The sequence below is a fragment of the Pseudomonas sp. RIT-562 genome (assembly GCF_026241895.1).
Lineage (GTDB): Bacteria > Pseudomonadota > Gammaproteobacteria > Pseudomonadales > Pseudomonadaceae > Aquipseudomonas > Aquipseudomonas mandelii_F.
Genome location: NZ_JAPJIV010000026.1, coordinates 39365 through 53336, shown reverse-complemented (window position 1 = coordinate 53336; position 13972 = coordinate 39365). Strand labels below are relative to the sequence as shown.

Here is a 13972-nt window from a genome sequence, read left to right as displayed (position 1 = left end):
TACAGGAGATGCATTCAAGCCCCGTTCGTCCACAACCGGGCACTCGCCGCACCGCGCCATCTCTCATGTACAAGCGCGGAATTCCCGCGCATCAAAACGGAGAACCAACATGGACATCGACGAGAATGCCCCTGGCAACATATCCCAGCAGGGCGTCACCGGCGGCACCGATAATGAGGCCGGCCATGATCCGAAGAAGAGTGGAACCGAGGTTCCGCTCCCAGTTGATGACGAATCGCCTGTGGACGAAGAGATGATCGATGTCGACGCCAACAATTCGGTGTCGAGCGAGCATCCAGACCCTTAATGAAAGCCCTGTCGAATAGCCCGGCCAATGCGCCGGGTTTTTTTAACGTTGCGAAAAAAGCGCGTGAGCACACTTTGAAGATTCACTGAGCTACCCATTCGTAAACACGAAAGTCTTCGACATCTCACCTCATGGACGCCCTCGCTGGCGACCTGCTTGCCTCAAACCGCTCAGCCAGGCCCGCCTACTCGACGGTACAGGTCCACAAATGATTCAGCCGATAAGGCGCCCGGGTAAACCTCACATCCGAAACCAGAACAATCCCGCGCTGCTGCAGCGCGGCGGTCAGTTGTACGAGTGTCTCTGCTTCGATAGTCATCGCTGGCTCCTGGTCAGAATTACTGCGTTACGTAATTCTTGACCGAAGGGACAATTAGAGAATTCATTTTTTTTCCCATCCGCAACAAGACCTAGGTCCGCGATCACACACCAGAAACAAAAATCGTAGCGCTGCGATTATTTCTGGAATATGCTCTCCTGCATAAATTGCAGCGCTGCGATTTTCATGGTCAAACCCCAATTCAGCGCTATCCCCCCTCAGAAACCGGAGGCACGCATGTCCGACGCACCCACTTCCCAGACCTTTGCCAGTTGCTTGAAAGGCACCAGTGCGCCCATAGGAACCTGGTTGATGTCCGGTGCTGCGAGCACCGCAGAAGCCCTGGGTTATGCCGGTTTCGACTGGCTCCTGGTGGACATGGAACACGTGCCCATCGAGTTTCGGGACCTGTGGCAAATCCTCCAGGCCATTCACTGCGGAGGTGCCCAGCCGATTGTGCGGGTTGCCGCCAATGACCCGGTGCTGCTCAAGCGAGCTCTGGACTTGGGCTCGTTCAACGTCATGGTGCCATTCGTGGAAAACGCCGAGCAGGCGCAGGCGGCAGTTAACGCAGTGAAGTATCCGCCGCTAGGCACCCGCGGTTTTGCCGCTGTGCACCGTGCCAGTCGCTATGGCACCTGGGCCAACTACGGCAACGAAGCCAATGACGCGGTGACTTGCATCCTGCAGATCGAAACACCGACCGCGCTGGAAAATCTTGAAGAAATTGCCGCGATTCCCGGCGTCGATGCCCTGTTTCTAGGCCCGGGCGACCTGTCCGCGGCTTGCGGGCACATCGGCAATCCTGGGCATCCGCAGGTTCAGGCGATGATCAGCGACGCCATCGTGCGCGCCAGGCGCATCGGTATGCCGATGGGGATTGTCGGCGGCACGCCCGAGCTGGTTCAGAGCTATCTCGAGCAGGGATATGCCTTCGCTGCCGTGGCCTCGGACCTGGCAATGATGATGAAAAAGGCCAACGAGTTCCTCACGGTACTCAAGGCACATCAGGCCCCGGCTGCGGTAGCCACGCCTTACTGATCGCCACGCCCTGTAAAAAGCCTGGAGTACTCATGCAAGTTGCAACCCTCCCGTCCAGTCATGCGGCGCACCTATTCGGGACCCACCGGAAATGCTGAGTGTCTGGTCCCATGTGGGTTTTTTACTCTGTGTGGCGCTTGCGACCTTTGCGCAGAACACCACGGGTTTTGCCTTTGGCCTGTTGCTGTTGGGGCTTACTGGATTGTTGCAGTTGGCGCCGGTGGAAACCGTGGCCAATGTCAGCTCGATCCTGACCCTGATCAACGCCTTCGTGTTGCTGCGACGTCGACCGGCGCTGGCACCGAAGCTGCTGGCAGTGATCCTCGGGTGCAGCCTGCTCGGCGTGGTTGTGGGCGTTGAGTTGCTGGGCGCCTTGGGCGCCCATGAACGCGATCTGCTGCAGTTGGTGCTGGGGTCGACCATCGTGCTGTGCAGCTTCCTCCTGGTAGTGCAGTCGCGACATCTGCAACAGCTTTCCGGCTGGCTCAGTTTCAGCGGGTTTGCCGGGTTGTCAGGGGTCATGGGTGGGCTGTTTTCCAGTGCCGGTCCGCCTCTGGTTTATCAGCTGTATCGCCAGCCACTGGCGGCGCAGGTGGTGCGCGACACGCTGATCGTGGTGTTCGCGCTCAACGCTCTGTTGCGCCTGGGCCTGCAGGGCTACACCGGGCGCTTCGAGCCGCAGGCCGGTTATCTCGCCCTTGAAGCAGCGCCCGTGGTGTTCGCTTTGACCTGGTACATGCGTCGCCGGCCACCAGCGATCAAGGCGCACACGCTGCGTATGGGCGTCTTCGTCCTGTTGCTGCTGGCCGGGGCGAGTCTGGTCGTGCGGCCATTGCTGTCCCTCCATCAATAAATTCTCGAGTCAAGCGGAAGCCATTTCATGTCAGATAATCACAAAAAACTGGAAGAGCTACGCAGCCAGCGCTGGTTCGCTCCGGACACGATCCGGGCTTTTGCCCATCGTCAGCGCATGCAGCAGATCGGGCTGCGGCGCGAGGAGTTCATGGGCAAGCCAGTGGTCGCCATACTGAACACCTGGAGCGAGCTGTCTCCCTGTCATTCGCACCTGCGCGAACGAGCAGAAGCGGTCAAGCGCGGGGTGTGGGCAGCGGGCGGGTTTCCGGTAGAACTGCCGGTGCAGTCGGTGGGTGAGGTGATGGTCAAGCCGACCACCATGCTCTATCGCAACCTGTTGGCCATGGAAACCGAAGAACTGCTGCGCTCCCTGCCCATCGACGGCGCGGTGTTGCTCGGTGGCTGTGACAAGTCCACCCCGGGCCTGCTGATGGGCGCCCTGAGCATGGACCTGCCGATTCTGTATTGCCCGGCTGGGCCGATGTCCAACGGCCAGTGGCGCGGAGTTAAAACCGGCGCCGGCACCCACACCAAGAAGTTCTGGGACGAGCGGCGCCTGGGGCTGATCGATACGGTGGCCTGGGAAGAACTGGAAGGGGCTATGACCCGTTCCATCGGCACCTGCAACACCGTGGGCACGGCGTCGACCATGACCAGCATCGCCGACGCCATCGGCTTCACCTTGCCGGGGGCATCGAGCATTCCGGCGGCTGATGCGGCCCACCCGCGCATGGCTTCGCAGTGCGGCGAGACCATTGTTGATCTGATCTGGCGCGACCGTCGGCCATCCACCTGGCTGACCCCGGCGCACTTTGCCAATGGCGTGGCGGTGTACATGGCCATGGGCGGTTCGACCAACGCGGCCATTCACCTGATTGCCATCGCCCGACGTGCCGGGATCGACCTGACCCTGGAGCAACTGGCGGCGACAGCGGCAGAGATTCCGGTGCTGCTGAACCTGTTTCCTTCCGGCAATGGGCTGATGGAGGACTACCACTTTGCGGGCGGTCTGCGGGCACTGATGCGCGAGATTACGCCGTTCCTGGCGCTCGATTGCGCCGGGGCCACCGGGCAGACCTGGGATTCGTTGCTTGCCGATGCCAAGTGCTACGACACCGACATTATCCGCAGCCTCGATAACCCCGTAGTCGGTCTTGACCAGGGTGCCACCCTGGCGCTGGTGCGCGGCAACCTGTGTCCCGATGGCGCAGTAATGAAATCCTCTGCTGCAAGCCCGGCTTTGCGCAAGCATTCGGGGCCGGCGCTGGTGTTCGACGATCATGAAACCCTGAGCCGGATGATTGACGATCCGGCGCTGGAAATTACCGCCGACACCGTGCTGGTGCTGCGCAATGCCGGGCCGGTAGGCGCCCCAGGCATGCCCGAGTGGGGCAATTTGCCTATCCCGAAAAAGCTCTTGGAAGCCGGGGTACGCGACATGCTGCGGATTTCCGATTCGCGCATGAGCGGCACTCACTACGGCAGCTGTGTGCTGCACGTGGCCCCGGAAGCGGCGGTGGGCGGCCCGCTGTGCCTGGTGCGCACTGGCGACATCATCGATCTGGACATCGCGGCCGGCACCCTGAACATGCGCGTCAGCGATGAAGAACTGGCTCGCCGGCGCGCCGCGCACGTGCCGGTTCATCGGCAATACGGCCGCTCCTTTGCGGCGCTCTATCAACAGCACGTGACCCAGGCCAACGAAGGCTGCGATTTCGATTTCCTGCAAGCTGGGGAAGTCGTGCCCGAGCCTCCGATTCATTGATCCGTTTTTTTTGACCTGCACAGGAGTTCGAACCTCATGCTCAATCTCAAGGATTCTTCGCTGTTCAAACAGCTGGCTTATATCGACGGGCAATGGGTCGGTGCCGACAGCGGGGCGACGTTCGATGTCACCAACCCGGCCACCGGCGAGTTGCTCGCAAGGGTGCCGCAGATGGGCGAAGCCGAGGCCGAGCGGGCTGTGATTGCCGCGCACAAGGCGTTCAAACAGTGGAAGCGCAAGACCGCCAAGGAGCGCTCGGAGTTGCTGCAGGCCTGGTACCGGCTGATGCAGGACAACCTCGATGACCTCGCATTGATCCTCACCGCTGAACAGGGCAAGCCATTGGCCGAGGCCCGTGGCGAACTGGCCAACGGCACCTCGTTTGTGCAGTGGTTCGCCGAGGAAGCCAAGCGGGTCTACGGCGACACCATTGCACAGCCGTCGGCGGACAAGCGCATCCTGGTAACCAAGGAACCTATCGGGGTGGCGGCGGCGATCACGCCCTGGAATTTCCCCCACGCAATGATCACCCGCAAAGTCGCGCCGGCATTGGCAGCAGGCTGCGCCATGGTCCTGCGTCCGGCCAGCCAGACTCCGCTATCGGCCCTGGCGCTGGCAGCGCTGGCGCAACGTGCGGGGATTCCAGCAGGAGTGTTCAGCGTCGTTACCGGCAGCGCGACGCAGATAGGCGCCGTGCTGACGCGCCACCCCCTGGTGCGCAAATTCAGCTTCACCGGTTCCACTCCGGTGGGGCGCCTGCTGATCGGGCAATGTGCTGACACGGTGAAGAAGGTCTCGATGGAGTTGGGCGGCAATGCGCCGTTCATAGTGTTCGATGACGCCGACCTGGACGAGGCGGTCGAGGGCGCCATACTGTCCAAGTTCCGCAATGCCGGGCAGACCTGCGTCTGCGCCAACCGCATCTACGTGCAGGACAGCGTCTATGAGCAGTTCGCTGCCAAGCTCGCCGCAGCGGCGCAGAAACTGGTGCTGGGCAATGGCCTGGAACAGGGCGTGACCCAGGGGCCGATGATCGACGAGGCCGCCGTGCGCAAGGTCGAAGAGCATATCGGTGATGCACTGAAGAAAGGCGCGCGGCTGGTCACCGGCGGGCAACGCTCAGCCTTGGGTGGCAGCTTCTTCGAGCCCACCGTGCTGAGCGGTGTCACCGCCGCCATGAAAGTCGCGCAGGAAGAGACATTCGGCCCATTGGCACCGCTGTTTCGCTTCAGCTCGGAAGAGGAGGTCATCGAGCATGCCAATGCCACAGAGTTTGGCCTGGCCAGCTACTTCTATACCCGGGATATCGGGCGGGTGATGCGCGTCAGCGAAGAGCTGGAGTACGGCATGGTTGGCGTCAACACGGCTGCCATCGCCAATGAGATGGCGCCGTTTGGTGGCGTCAAACAGTCCGGCCTGGGTCGTGAAGGATCGCGCTACGGCATCGAGGACTATCTGGAGATCAAGTACGTGTGCCTGGGCGGTGTCAACCGCTGAGCACGTGTGACTTGAACTACCGCGGGAGGCTCTGCGCCTCCCGCATCACTGCGCCGTGGTGCGGGTGCTCTCGCGCACAATCAGCTCGAAACCCAGGTCCACGGTTTCCGGCTCGGCGGGCAGGGTGCCGGTTTCGATCCACTGCAGCAGGCGAGTGGCGACCGTGCGGCCGATCTCCAGCGGATATGGGCGCACGGTGGTCAGGCGCGGCGCGCTGAGCTTGCTCAGGGGCAAGTCGCCAAAACCGGCAATCGCCAATTGGCCGGGTACATCAATGCCGCGGCGCCGGGCTTCGAACAGCGCGCCAATCGCCAGTACATCGTTGGAGCAGCACAGGCCCTGAGGCTGGTCTGCCGTCTTGGCCAACTGGTCAAACACCTGGGTCAATACCACCTCGGAAGTGCTTTCTTCCAGGGCGATAATCGTCGCGGTGCAACCCTTTTTCTCCAGCCAGACACGGAAGCCCTCGGCACGTTTTTGCGCGCGATGGTCGAGGTGCATCCGCGAACCGACATAGGTGAAGCGGCGCAGGCCTGATTCGTACAAATGCTCGGCCAGCGCAGCGCCGACATCTTCGTGAAAAAAACCGACCTGCAGATGGAACGGATCGTCACCCAGCTCCCACATTTGCGCCACCGGAATGCCGGTGGCTTCGAGCAGCGAACGGGCGGCTTCATGCTGGTTGCCGGTGAGCACCAGTGCTGCAGGCGACCAGGATAAATGCGCGCGCAGCAGTTCCAGTTCGCGGTCGGGATCGTAGTTGCTGTTGCTGATCAGCAACTGATAACCACGGGCTTCGAATACGTCCTGCATGGCCTGCAGGGTCTCCGAAAAAAACGCGTTGATCATCGACGGCACGATCACCGCCACCGTGCGGCTGTGGGACGCGGCCAGGGCGCCGGCCAGGCGATTGATGGTGTAGCCGGTCTCGGCGATGGCCTCGCGGATGCGTTCGGCGCGCTTGCTGGAGACGGCGTCAGGGTCGCGCAGGAACAATGAAACGGTACTGGGCGAGACATTTGCCCGCTCGGCGACTTCGTCCATGGTCACGCGGTTGCCTTTGCGACGGCCCGCATTGCCGTTGGCGATGGTTGCCGGTAAGTCGCTCATTGGTTTCCTCGGGTGCAAAAGTCCAAGAGAATGAAAGCAGGGCGCTTTCAAGTCAATCACGAGCACGCCAGCTCGCCAAAATTCGAATGCGAACAAAAATGCGCGCAAAACGAAGGAAAAATCGTAGCGCTACGATTTTGCTTGGTTTATGCTCGCCACGTACCATTTAGCAGCGCTGCGATTTTTATCCGAGCGTCTACCCAACCCGTGTTGGAGAACAACTATAAAAAATGAATACGTCCCTGTTCACCTTCCTTAGCATGCTGTTCTTTACCGGCCTGGTGGCCGCCATTTCCTGGTCCTTCACGCGCAAGGCCAAGGACGTTGGCGCCCATGGCTACTTCATGGCCAGCGGTGGTCTCAACGGCTGGTTCATCGCCGGCTCGATGATGCTCACCAACTTATCCATCGACCAGTTGATTGGCCTCAACGGTGACTCCTATGCCCACAACCTCAGCTCCATGGCATGGGAAGCCACTGCCGCAGTCTCGACCATCGCCCTGGCGTTGTTCTTTCTGCCGCGCTACATGCGTGGCGGTTTCTCCACGCTGCCGGAGTTCATCGAGAAGCGCTATGACGTCACCACCCGTCGCGTAGTCAGCGCCCTGATGGTTGCCACCTACACGCTGGTCCTGAACCCCGCGTCGCTATACCTGGGGGCGATCACCTTCAACCAGATATTCGACCTGCAAGGTATTCTCGGCTGGTCCTACCCGGCCACCATTTCGTTGCTGATCGTCAGCACCGGGGTGATTGGCGCGGCGTATGCGGTACTGGGCGGTCTGCGCGCAGTGGCGGTGTCGGACACCATTAACGGCATCGGCCTGCTGGTGGTGGTCATCCTGATCCCGATCATTGGCCTGTGGACCCTCGGCCAGGGCGATGTACTGTCCGGCGCGCAAACGATCATGCAGGATTCCCCCGAGAAGCTGAATGCCATCGGCGGCCCGCAGGACAAGGTTCCATTCGGCGCCATCTTCACCGGGATGATTGTGGCCAACCTCTTCTACTGGTGCACCAACCAGGCGATCGTGCAGAAAAGCATGGCGGCGAAAAACCTCGCCGAAGGCCAGAAGGGCGTGCTGTTGTCCGGCTGCCTGAAACTGCTGGTGCCTCTGGCCATGCTGATGCCCGGCGTCATCGCCTGGCATCTGTTCCGCGATCAGCCGCTGTCGAACTCCGACATGGCCTATCCGGCGCTGGTGTCGGTGCTGATGCCGTGGTGGATGAAGGGCTTCTTCGTGGCGGTGATCTTCGGCACTGTGATGAGTCACTTCAACGCGATCATCAACGGCACCGCGACGCTGCTCACCTACGACTTCTACAAGCCGCTGCGGCCACTGGCCGATGATCAGGCGCTGGTGCGCTTCGGCAAACGCGTGAGCATCCTCGCCGCGCTCGTGTCGCTGGTGGTCGCGCCGATGCTGATGTACGCGCCGGAAGGGATCTACGCGGTACTGCGACGCTTCACCGGCTTCTTCAATATGCCGATCATCGCCATCATGCTGTTCGGGTTCTTCAATGCCCGCGGCGGAGCGTTCCCGGCCAAACTGGTGCTGGGGCTGCATGCCCTGTGCTACGCGGTGTTCGTGCTGGGTCTGAAAATCGACGTGCGCCTGGGCATCAGTTTCATCCATGTGATGGGCATCATGTTCGCCATCGAAATGCTGATCCTGATCGCCTTGCGTAAACGCTACGCCCGGGCTGAACCCTATGTGGTGCAGACCTCGAGCCGGATCATGGACCTGACGCCTTGGCGTCACGCGGGCAGCTTCAGCATCGTGCTGCTAGGGGCACTGGTGTCGATCTACCTGACTTTTTCGCCGCTGGGAGTGGCCAGTGCCGCCGGGCCGAGCAGTTGGTTTGTGCCGCTGTTGGCGACAGTGTGGGTCGTGGCGCTGGTCGCCATCAGCGTGGTTCGCCGTCGCTGGCGGCAGCGCGAACCTGCTGACAAATCTTCCCTGCCTACCTGCGAGGTGCAATCCTGATGACGTCTTCAACTTCACTCTCCACTGCCGCTTTCATCCAGGCCGAAGGTGCAATCCGCCTGGTCGTCGATGGCCGCGAGTTGTTCTGTCACAGCGAGCGCCACCCGGCTATCTTCGTTGGTCAGGGTGAGGCCGACATCAGCATGCAGCGCGGCAACTTCTCGATCCGCGACTACGTTCAGGAGCGGCTTGCGCTGCGTCACGTGTGGCTCGACCAAGCCGCGGCACGCCTGGATTTTCGTGCCTGGGCCGACGGTCCGGTGCTGCTCAGCCTGAACCTGCAAGTGCAGGACGAGGTGTTGCGCCTGGTGCCGTCGAATGTCGATGCGGGTATCAACCGCCTGTGGCTGCGGGTACCGGCAGCAGCCGATGAACACGTTTGGGGATGCGGCGAGCAGATGTCGTATTTCGACCTGCGCGGGCGCAACTTTCCGTTGTGGACCTCAGAGCCGGGCGTCGGTCGGGATAAATCGACCTGGCTGACTCTGCAGGCGGACAACGAAGCCAATGCCGGCGGAGATTACTATCACACCAATTATCCGCAGCCGACCTACATCTCCTCACAGCGTTATTGCCTGCATGCGGTGACCACCGCCTACGCGGATTACGATTTCCGCCACGACGAATTCCATGAACTGCAATTCTGGGCGGTTCCGCAGGCGTTCGAATTCCTCCTGGGCGACGATTTTGTGCAGTTGGTCAGCCAGGTTTCGAGCCACTTCGGTCGGCAGCCGCGCCTGCCGGAGTGGGTCATGCAAGGGGCGATTCTCGGCTTGAAGAACGGCCTCGAACACGCCCAGGCGCGACTCGACGATGCGCTCGCCCAAGGCGTCGCGGTCAGTGCATTGTGGTGCGAGGACTGGGAAGGTTTGCGCATTACTTCCTTTGGCAAACGCCTGTTCTGGGACTGGCAATGGAACAGTACGCGCTACCCCGATCACGCGGCCTGGGTTGCAAGCCTTGAAGCGCAGGACATCCGTTTCATGGGCTATGTGAATCCTTACCTGTGCAACGATGGCCCGTTATTCCGGGAAGCGCAGCAAGCCGGTTACCTGGCGACGCGAATCGAAGGCGGCACCTACCTGGTGGATTTCGGCGAGTTCCTGTGTGGTGTGGTCGACTTCACCTTGCCGGCGCCCGCGCAGTGGTTCGAGGAGCGAATCCTGCGCCGCGAGATGCTCGACAAGGGTTTGTCGGGCTGGATGGCCGACTTCGGCGAGTACCTGCCGATTGACCTGAAACTGGCGGGCGACGCCGACCCGATGCTTGAGCACAACGCCTGGCCGGTGCGCTGGGCCGAGGTCAATGCGCGTGCGATCGCCAATGCCGGCAAGACCGGCGAGGCACTGTTTTTCATGCGGGCCGGTTACAGCGGCGTGCAACGTCATTGCCCATTGTTGTGGGCGGGTGACCAGTCCGTGGACTTCAGTCGGCACGACGGATTGCAGACGGTTATCTGTGGCGCTCTGTCATCGGGCCTGCTCGGCAACGCTTATCACCACAGCGACATCGGTGGCTACACCAGCCTCTACGACAACTGCCGCACCGCCGAACTGTTCCAGCGCTGGGCGGAAATGGCCGCGTTCACCCCGGTGATGCGTACCCATGAAGGTAATCGTCCGGACCAGAACCTGCAGTTCTGGCAAGACGCTGACACTTACGCGCATTTTGCCCGTATGACCCGGCTGTACGTTGGCCTGCGACCGTACCTGCAAAGCCTGGTGGACGAGGCCGAGGCTAGCGGGTTGCCGTTGCAGCGTCCGCTGTTTCTGCACTACGAGAATGATCGCCAGACCTACTCGATCCAGGATCAGTACCTCTACGGACAGGACCTGCTGGTGGCCCCCGTGCACGCCGAAAACCACCGCGAGTGGACGGCGTATCTGCCTCATGGCGATCAATGGCAGCACCTGTGGAGTGGCGAGCGCTACGCCGGCGGTCAGCGCGTGACGGTCGCCGCGCCGCTCGGTGAACCACCGGTGTTCATCCGCATCGGCAGTCGCTGGCAGGCGACTTTCGAAACCCTGGTGGACCTCGCTCAGTGAGCTGAATCCCTTCTCGGCACGCAGCGCCCGGTGCGCCTCTCTCACGGGAGGCGTTGGGCCTCCCTGCGCCTTGATATCGCCCATACCTGTACCGAGTAAGCGAACTTGAATAATAAAAATTACGTTTTTGCTGCTTTTGCCATGACTTGCGCACTGCTGGACAACCCTGCCAATGCCGCCTCACCCGTGGTCTTCAAAGCGGGGAACCTGAGCATCAACCCATACGGAATTCTTGATCTGTCGTTGCAGGGCGGCAAGTTCACCGACGATCATCCCGGCCATACGATGGTCTCGGACGGCAACCTGCAAGCATCGCGAATCGGCCTGAAAATCGACTATGCACTGGGCAATAGCGGCTATGGCGTGCGGGCATTCGGTGAGCGCGGCCTGGTGTTGCGCAATATCTGGCGTACCGGCGACAACGAGGGCAGGATCTCCACCAACCGCGGTTATGGCGCCGGGGTGACCGGCCCCTTCGGTTCGGTCGACATGGGCAGCCTGTACATGCCGATCTATTGGGTCTTTCTCGATTCGGACGTGGCGATGTATGGCCTTTCCAACATGGCGTCGATCATGAGCCTGGAACACACCACCACCCTGGGCAAAAGCGGCACCGGAGGGTTCTACGACACCACCGTGCGCTACCGGACTCCGGAGGTCCATGGCTTCTCCAGTGAATTGGGGTACTCCTACGGCAACTCCAGCATTGAAAATGGCCCGGATCAGAACCGCACCAGCGGCTTCAACCTGCGCTATCGCGATGGCGACACCAAGCTGGGGTATGGCTTCAACCAGCACGATTCAGCTCCCTCGCTGACGACCGGCGAGTTGTACCGGCAGAACACCCATGTACTGTCCGGCACCGTCCGGCTCGGCGGCGTATTGTGGGGCGCCAACTATGTGTACTCCGAACGCGATACCGACGTGCGCTGGTTCGCCTCGGCTCAGATGGTCAACGCACGCATAACCTTTGGCCCGGGCGACATCACTCTCGGTGTCTCGCACCGTATCGAAGCCGAGGGCGCACGCGCCTGGGCGACCCACGCGGGCTATCTGTATTCGCTTAATAGTAATACCCAGCTCTACACCTACGTTTCTCACATCGAGAATAATGCGGATTCCGGGCAGGGTTTTGCGCTGTTGAGCGAAAGTTATCCGAGTGTGCCCAAGGGATACGATCCATGGGCCATGACAGCGGGTATTCGTTGGGGATTCTGAGCATCAATGAACAGCTGGAAAAGGCGCCACTCATGAACATTGTTTACCTGCGCAGCGCAGATCTGCAGCTCGAAGTGCTACCGCACCTGGGCGGGTCCATCGGTGGAATGCGCTATCGCGATTTTGCGCTGCTGCGGCCGTGGGATTCGACCCTGAACGTTCGCCGCACCGCGTGCTATCCGCTGGTGCCGTATTCGAACCGCATCGCCGCAGGCCGTTTCCAGTGCGGCGCGCACGAGTATGCATTGCCACGCAACTTCGGCGAGCATGCCCATCCGCTGCATGGCGTGGGATGGCAGCGCGAGTGGCAGCTCGTCGAGTCCTCGAGTCGTGAGTGTCTTCTGCGCCTGACACACGACCCAGCTGGGGAGGGCGGCGCGCACTGGCCGTATGCGTTCGACGTCGAGCAACATGTGCGCCTGGACGATCACGGGGTTGATCTGTCGATGACCCTGCTTAACGCCAGCCTGCAGCCGATGCCGGCCGGGTTGGGTTGGCATCCGTATTTTCCTCGGCACCAGGGGATCGAGTTGTCATTTGCCGCAACGGCAGTGTGGCTAAACGATCGCGACTCGTTGCCCTGTGACCACCAGCAGGTACCGGCTCAGTGGGATTTTGCCGAGCGTCGGGCGCTGGCTCATGTCGGCCTGGACAACTGCTTTGAAGGTTGGCCCAGGCATGCGCAGGTGTATTGGCCCCAGGCTGATATCGGCCTTGAGATCAGCGCACAGGAAGGGCTCGACCACCTGGTGGTGTTTACGCCACCGGCACCCCAGGATTTCATCGCGGTCGAACCGGTCAGTCACTTGAACAACGCCATCAACCAGCCTGTGCCGCAGGCCCACGGAATCGTATTGTTGAGCCCAGGGCAGCACATGACGCGCAGCATGCGCATGAGCATCAGGCGGGATGCATCAGGAGCAATTGTATGAGCTATAACGTCAAATGCGTCATCGACCAAGTCAGTGAACTGGGTGAATGCCCGGTGTGGTCGGTGCGGGAACAGGCGCTGTACTGGGCCGATATCCTCGCAGGCCAATTGCATCGCCTGGATCCGCAAACGGCGGTCGTTTCGAGCCTGACTCTGCCAGAGGAACTGGGCTGTTTCGGCCTGCGTCGCGAAGGCGGTTTTATCGTTGCCCTGCGCACCGGCATCTACCTGCTGGGCGAAGACGGGACGCTGGGCCGCAAGCTTGCGGACAACCCTTGTGGTCCCGCCGACAGTCGTTTCAACGATGGTCGAGTCGATCCGTGGGGGCGTTTCTGGGCCGGGACTCTCTGGCAACCACGGGACCGCAATGGTGGCGTGCTGATGCGCGTCGACGAACACTTGAATGGCCAGGTCATGGCGGGCGACGTCATGGTCTCCAATGGCCTGGCCTTCAGCCCGGATCGGGCCTGGATGTACCACAGCGATACCCCCAATCATGTGCTGTATCGCTACCCCCTGGATGCTCAGGGCCGGCCAGGTGCACGTCAGACCTTGCGCACCTTCGAGCGTGGCTCCGGTGGGCGTCCGGATGGTGCCGCATTCGATAGCGAAGGTTGCTACTGGAGTGCCCAGTTTGACGGCGGGCGCATCCTGCGATTGGCGCCGGACGGCACCCAGTTGGACGAGATCATTGTCCCTACCCGATGGCCGACCATGCTCGCATTTGGTGGCCCGGACTTGCGCACTCTGTACATCACCAGTAGCCGGGAAAACCGCAGCGCCGAGGAGCTGGCCACCTGGCCGCTGTCCGGGTGCCTGTTCTCGGTAGAGGTCGACGTGGCCGGTTGCCCCGAGCCATTGTTTGCCGGTTGAGCTTTCCATTTTTTTGCAAGGAA

General features: G+C 61.3%; 12 protein-coding genes. 10 read left to right on the top strand and 2 right to left on the bottom strand.

The genetic code is table 11. The features are described from left to right. Positions 1-109 precede the first annotated feature (109 nt). A complete protein-coding gene (locus tag ORL50_RS24945; RefSeq protein WP_266018933.1) occupies positions 110-307 on the top strand; it encodes a hypothetical protein in 198 nt (65 codons plus the stop codon). Positions 308-491: 184 nt separating this feature from the next. On the opposite strand, the gene ORL50_RS24940 is transcribed toward ORL50_RS24945, so the two are convergent. Beyond that, positions 492-626, bottom strand: a complete 135-nt coding sequence (locus ORL50_RS24940) for a hypothetical protein (RefSeq protein ID WP_266018932.1) — start codon at positions 624-626, stop codon at positions 492-494. A 237-nt stretch (positions 627-863) separates the two neighbouring features. Here ORL50_RS24940 and ORL50_RS24935 point away from each other — a divergent pair, with 237 nt between their 5' ends. From ORL50_RS24935 to ORL50_RS24920, 4 genes are all read left to right on the top strand, one after another. Continuing rightward, entirely contained in the window at positions 864-1667 is an 804-nt protein-coding gene (locus ORL50_RS24935; protein ID WP_266018931.1) for an HpcH/HpaI aldolase family protein, read from the top strand. 91 nt (positions 1668-1758) lie between these two features. Continuing rightward, a complete protein-coding gene (locus tag ORL50_RS24930) occupies positions 1759-2520 on the top strand; it encodes a sulfite exporter TauE/SafE family protein (protein ID WP_266018929.1) in 762 nt (253 codons plus the stop codon). 27 nt (positions 2521-2547) lie between these two features. Beyond that, positions 2548-4287 (top strand): 6-deoxy-6-sulfo-D-gluconate dehydratase, encoded by a 1740-nt coding sequence (locus ORL50_RS24925; protein ID WP_266018928.1) that lies wholly within the window; start codon positions 2548-2550, stop codon positions 4285-4287. 36 nt (positions 4288-4323) lie between these two features. Continuing rightward, complete coding sequence (locus tag ORL50_RS24920) at positions 4324-5784, top strand: 3-sulfolactaldehyde dehydrogenase (RefSeq protein WP_266018927.1); 1461 nt, start codon at positions 4324-4326, stop codon at positions 5782-5784. 45 nt (positions 5785-5829) lie between these two features. Here the strand turns inward: ORL50_RS24920 and ORL50_RS24915 are convergent, their stop codons facing one another. Beyond that, entirely contained in the window at positions 5830-6894 is a 1065-nt protein-coding gene (locus tag ORL50_RS24915) for a LacI family DNA-binding transcriptional regulator (protein WP_266018925.1), read from the bottom strand. Between the two features lie 230 nt (positions 6895-7124). On the opposite strand from ORL50_RS24915, the gene ORL50_RS24910 reads away from it, so the two are divergent. The 5 genes from ORL50_RS24910 (at position 7125) to ORL50_RS24890 (ending at position 13949) form a co-directional block, all read left to right on the top strand. Further along, a complete protein-coding gene (locus tag ORL50_RS24910; RefSeq protein WP_266018924.1) occupies positions 7125-8882 on the top strand; it encodes a solute:sodium symporter family transporter in 1758 nt (585 codons plus the stop codon). After that, positions 8882-10927, top strand: coding sequence for an alpha-glucosidase (locus ORL50_RS24905; protein ID WP_266018923.1), 2046 nt, complete (start codon positions 8882-8884; stop codon positions 10925-10927). Before ORL50_RS24910 ends, ORL50_RS24905 begins: the two co-directional genes overlap by 1 nt. Before the next feature lie 105 nt (positions 10928-11032). Continuing rightward, a complete protein-coding gene (locus ORL50_RS24900) occupies positions 11033-12145 on the top strand; it encodes a porin (RefSeq protein ID WP_266018921.1) in 1113 nt (370 codons plus the stop codon). Next, a complete protein-coding gene (locus ORL50_RS24895) occupies positions 12109-13077 on the top strand; it encodes an aldose 1-epimerase (protein WP_266018920.1) in 969 nt (322 codons plus the stop codon). Before ORL50_RS24900 ends, ORL50_RS24895 begins: the two co-directional genes overlap by 37 nt. After that, positions 13074-13949, top strand: a complete 876-nt coding sequence (locus ORL50_RS24890) for a 6-deoxy-6-sulfogluconolactonase (protein WP_266018919.1) — start codon at positions 13074-13076, stop codon at positions 13947-13949. Before ORL50_RS24895 ends, ORL50_RS24890 begins: the two co-directional genes overlap by 4 nt. The last annotated feature ends 23 nt before the right edge of the window (positions 13950-13972 follow it).

Bases quoted from the DNA above. Each gene is read 5' to 3' on its own strand.
- ORL50_RS24890 (WP_266018919.1), top strand. From the start codon at position 13,074: ATGAGCTATAACGTCAAATGCGTCATCGACCAAGTCAGTGAACTGGGT.
- ORL50_RS24935 (WP_266018931.1), top strand. From the start codon at position 864: ATGTCCGACGCACCCACTTCCCAGACCTTTGCCAGTTGCTTGAAAGGC.
- ORL50_RS24920 (WP_266018927.1), top strand. From the start codon at position 4,324: ATGCTCAATCTCAAGGATTCTTCGCTGTTCAAACAGCTGGCTTATATC.
- ORL50_RS24925 (WP_266018928.1), top strand. From the start codon at position 2,548: ATGTCAGATAATCACAAAAAACTGGAAGAGCTACGCAGCCAGCGCTGG.
- ORL50_RS24945 (WP_266018933.1), top strand. From the start codon at position 110: ATGGACATCGACGAGAATGCCCCTGGCAACATATCCCAGCAGGGCGTC.
- ORL50_RS24940 (WP_266018932.1), bottom strand. From the start codon at position 626: ATGACTATCGAAGCAGAGACACTCGTACAACTGACCGCCGCGCTGCAG.
- ORL50_RS24905 (WP_266018923.1), top strand. From the start codon at position 8,882: ATGACGTCTTCAACTTCACTCTCCACTGCCGCTTTCATCCAGGCCGAA.
- ORL50_RS24930 (WP_266018929.1), top strand. From the start codon at position 1,759: ATGCTGAGTGTCTGGTCCCATGTGGGTTTTTTACTCTGTGTGGCGCTT.
- ORL50_RS24895 (WP_266018920.1), top strand. From the start codon at position 12,109: ATGGGCCATGACAGCGGGTATTCGTTGGGGATTCTGAGCATCAATGAA.
- ORL50_RS24915 (WP_266018925.1), bottom strand. From the start codon at position 6,894: ATGAGCGACTTACCGGCAACCATCGCCAACGGCAATGCGGGCCGTCGC.
- ORL50_RS24910 (WP_266018924.1), top strand. From the start codon at position 7,125: ATGAATACGTCCCTGTTCACCTTCCTTAGCATGCTGTTCTTTACCGGC.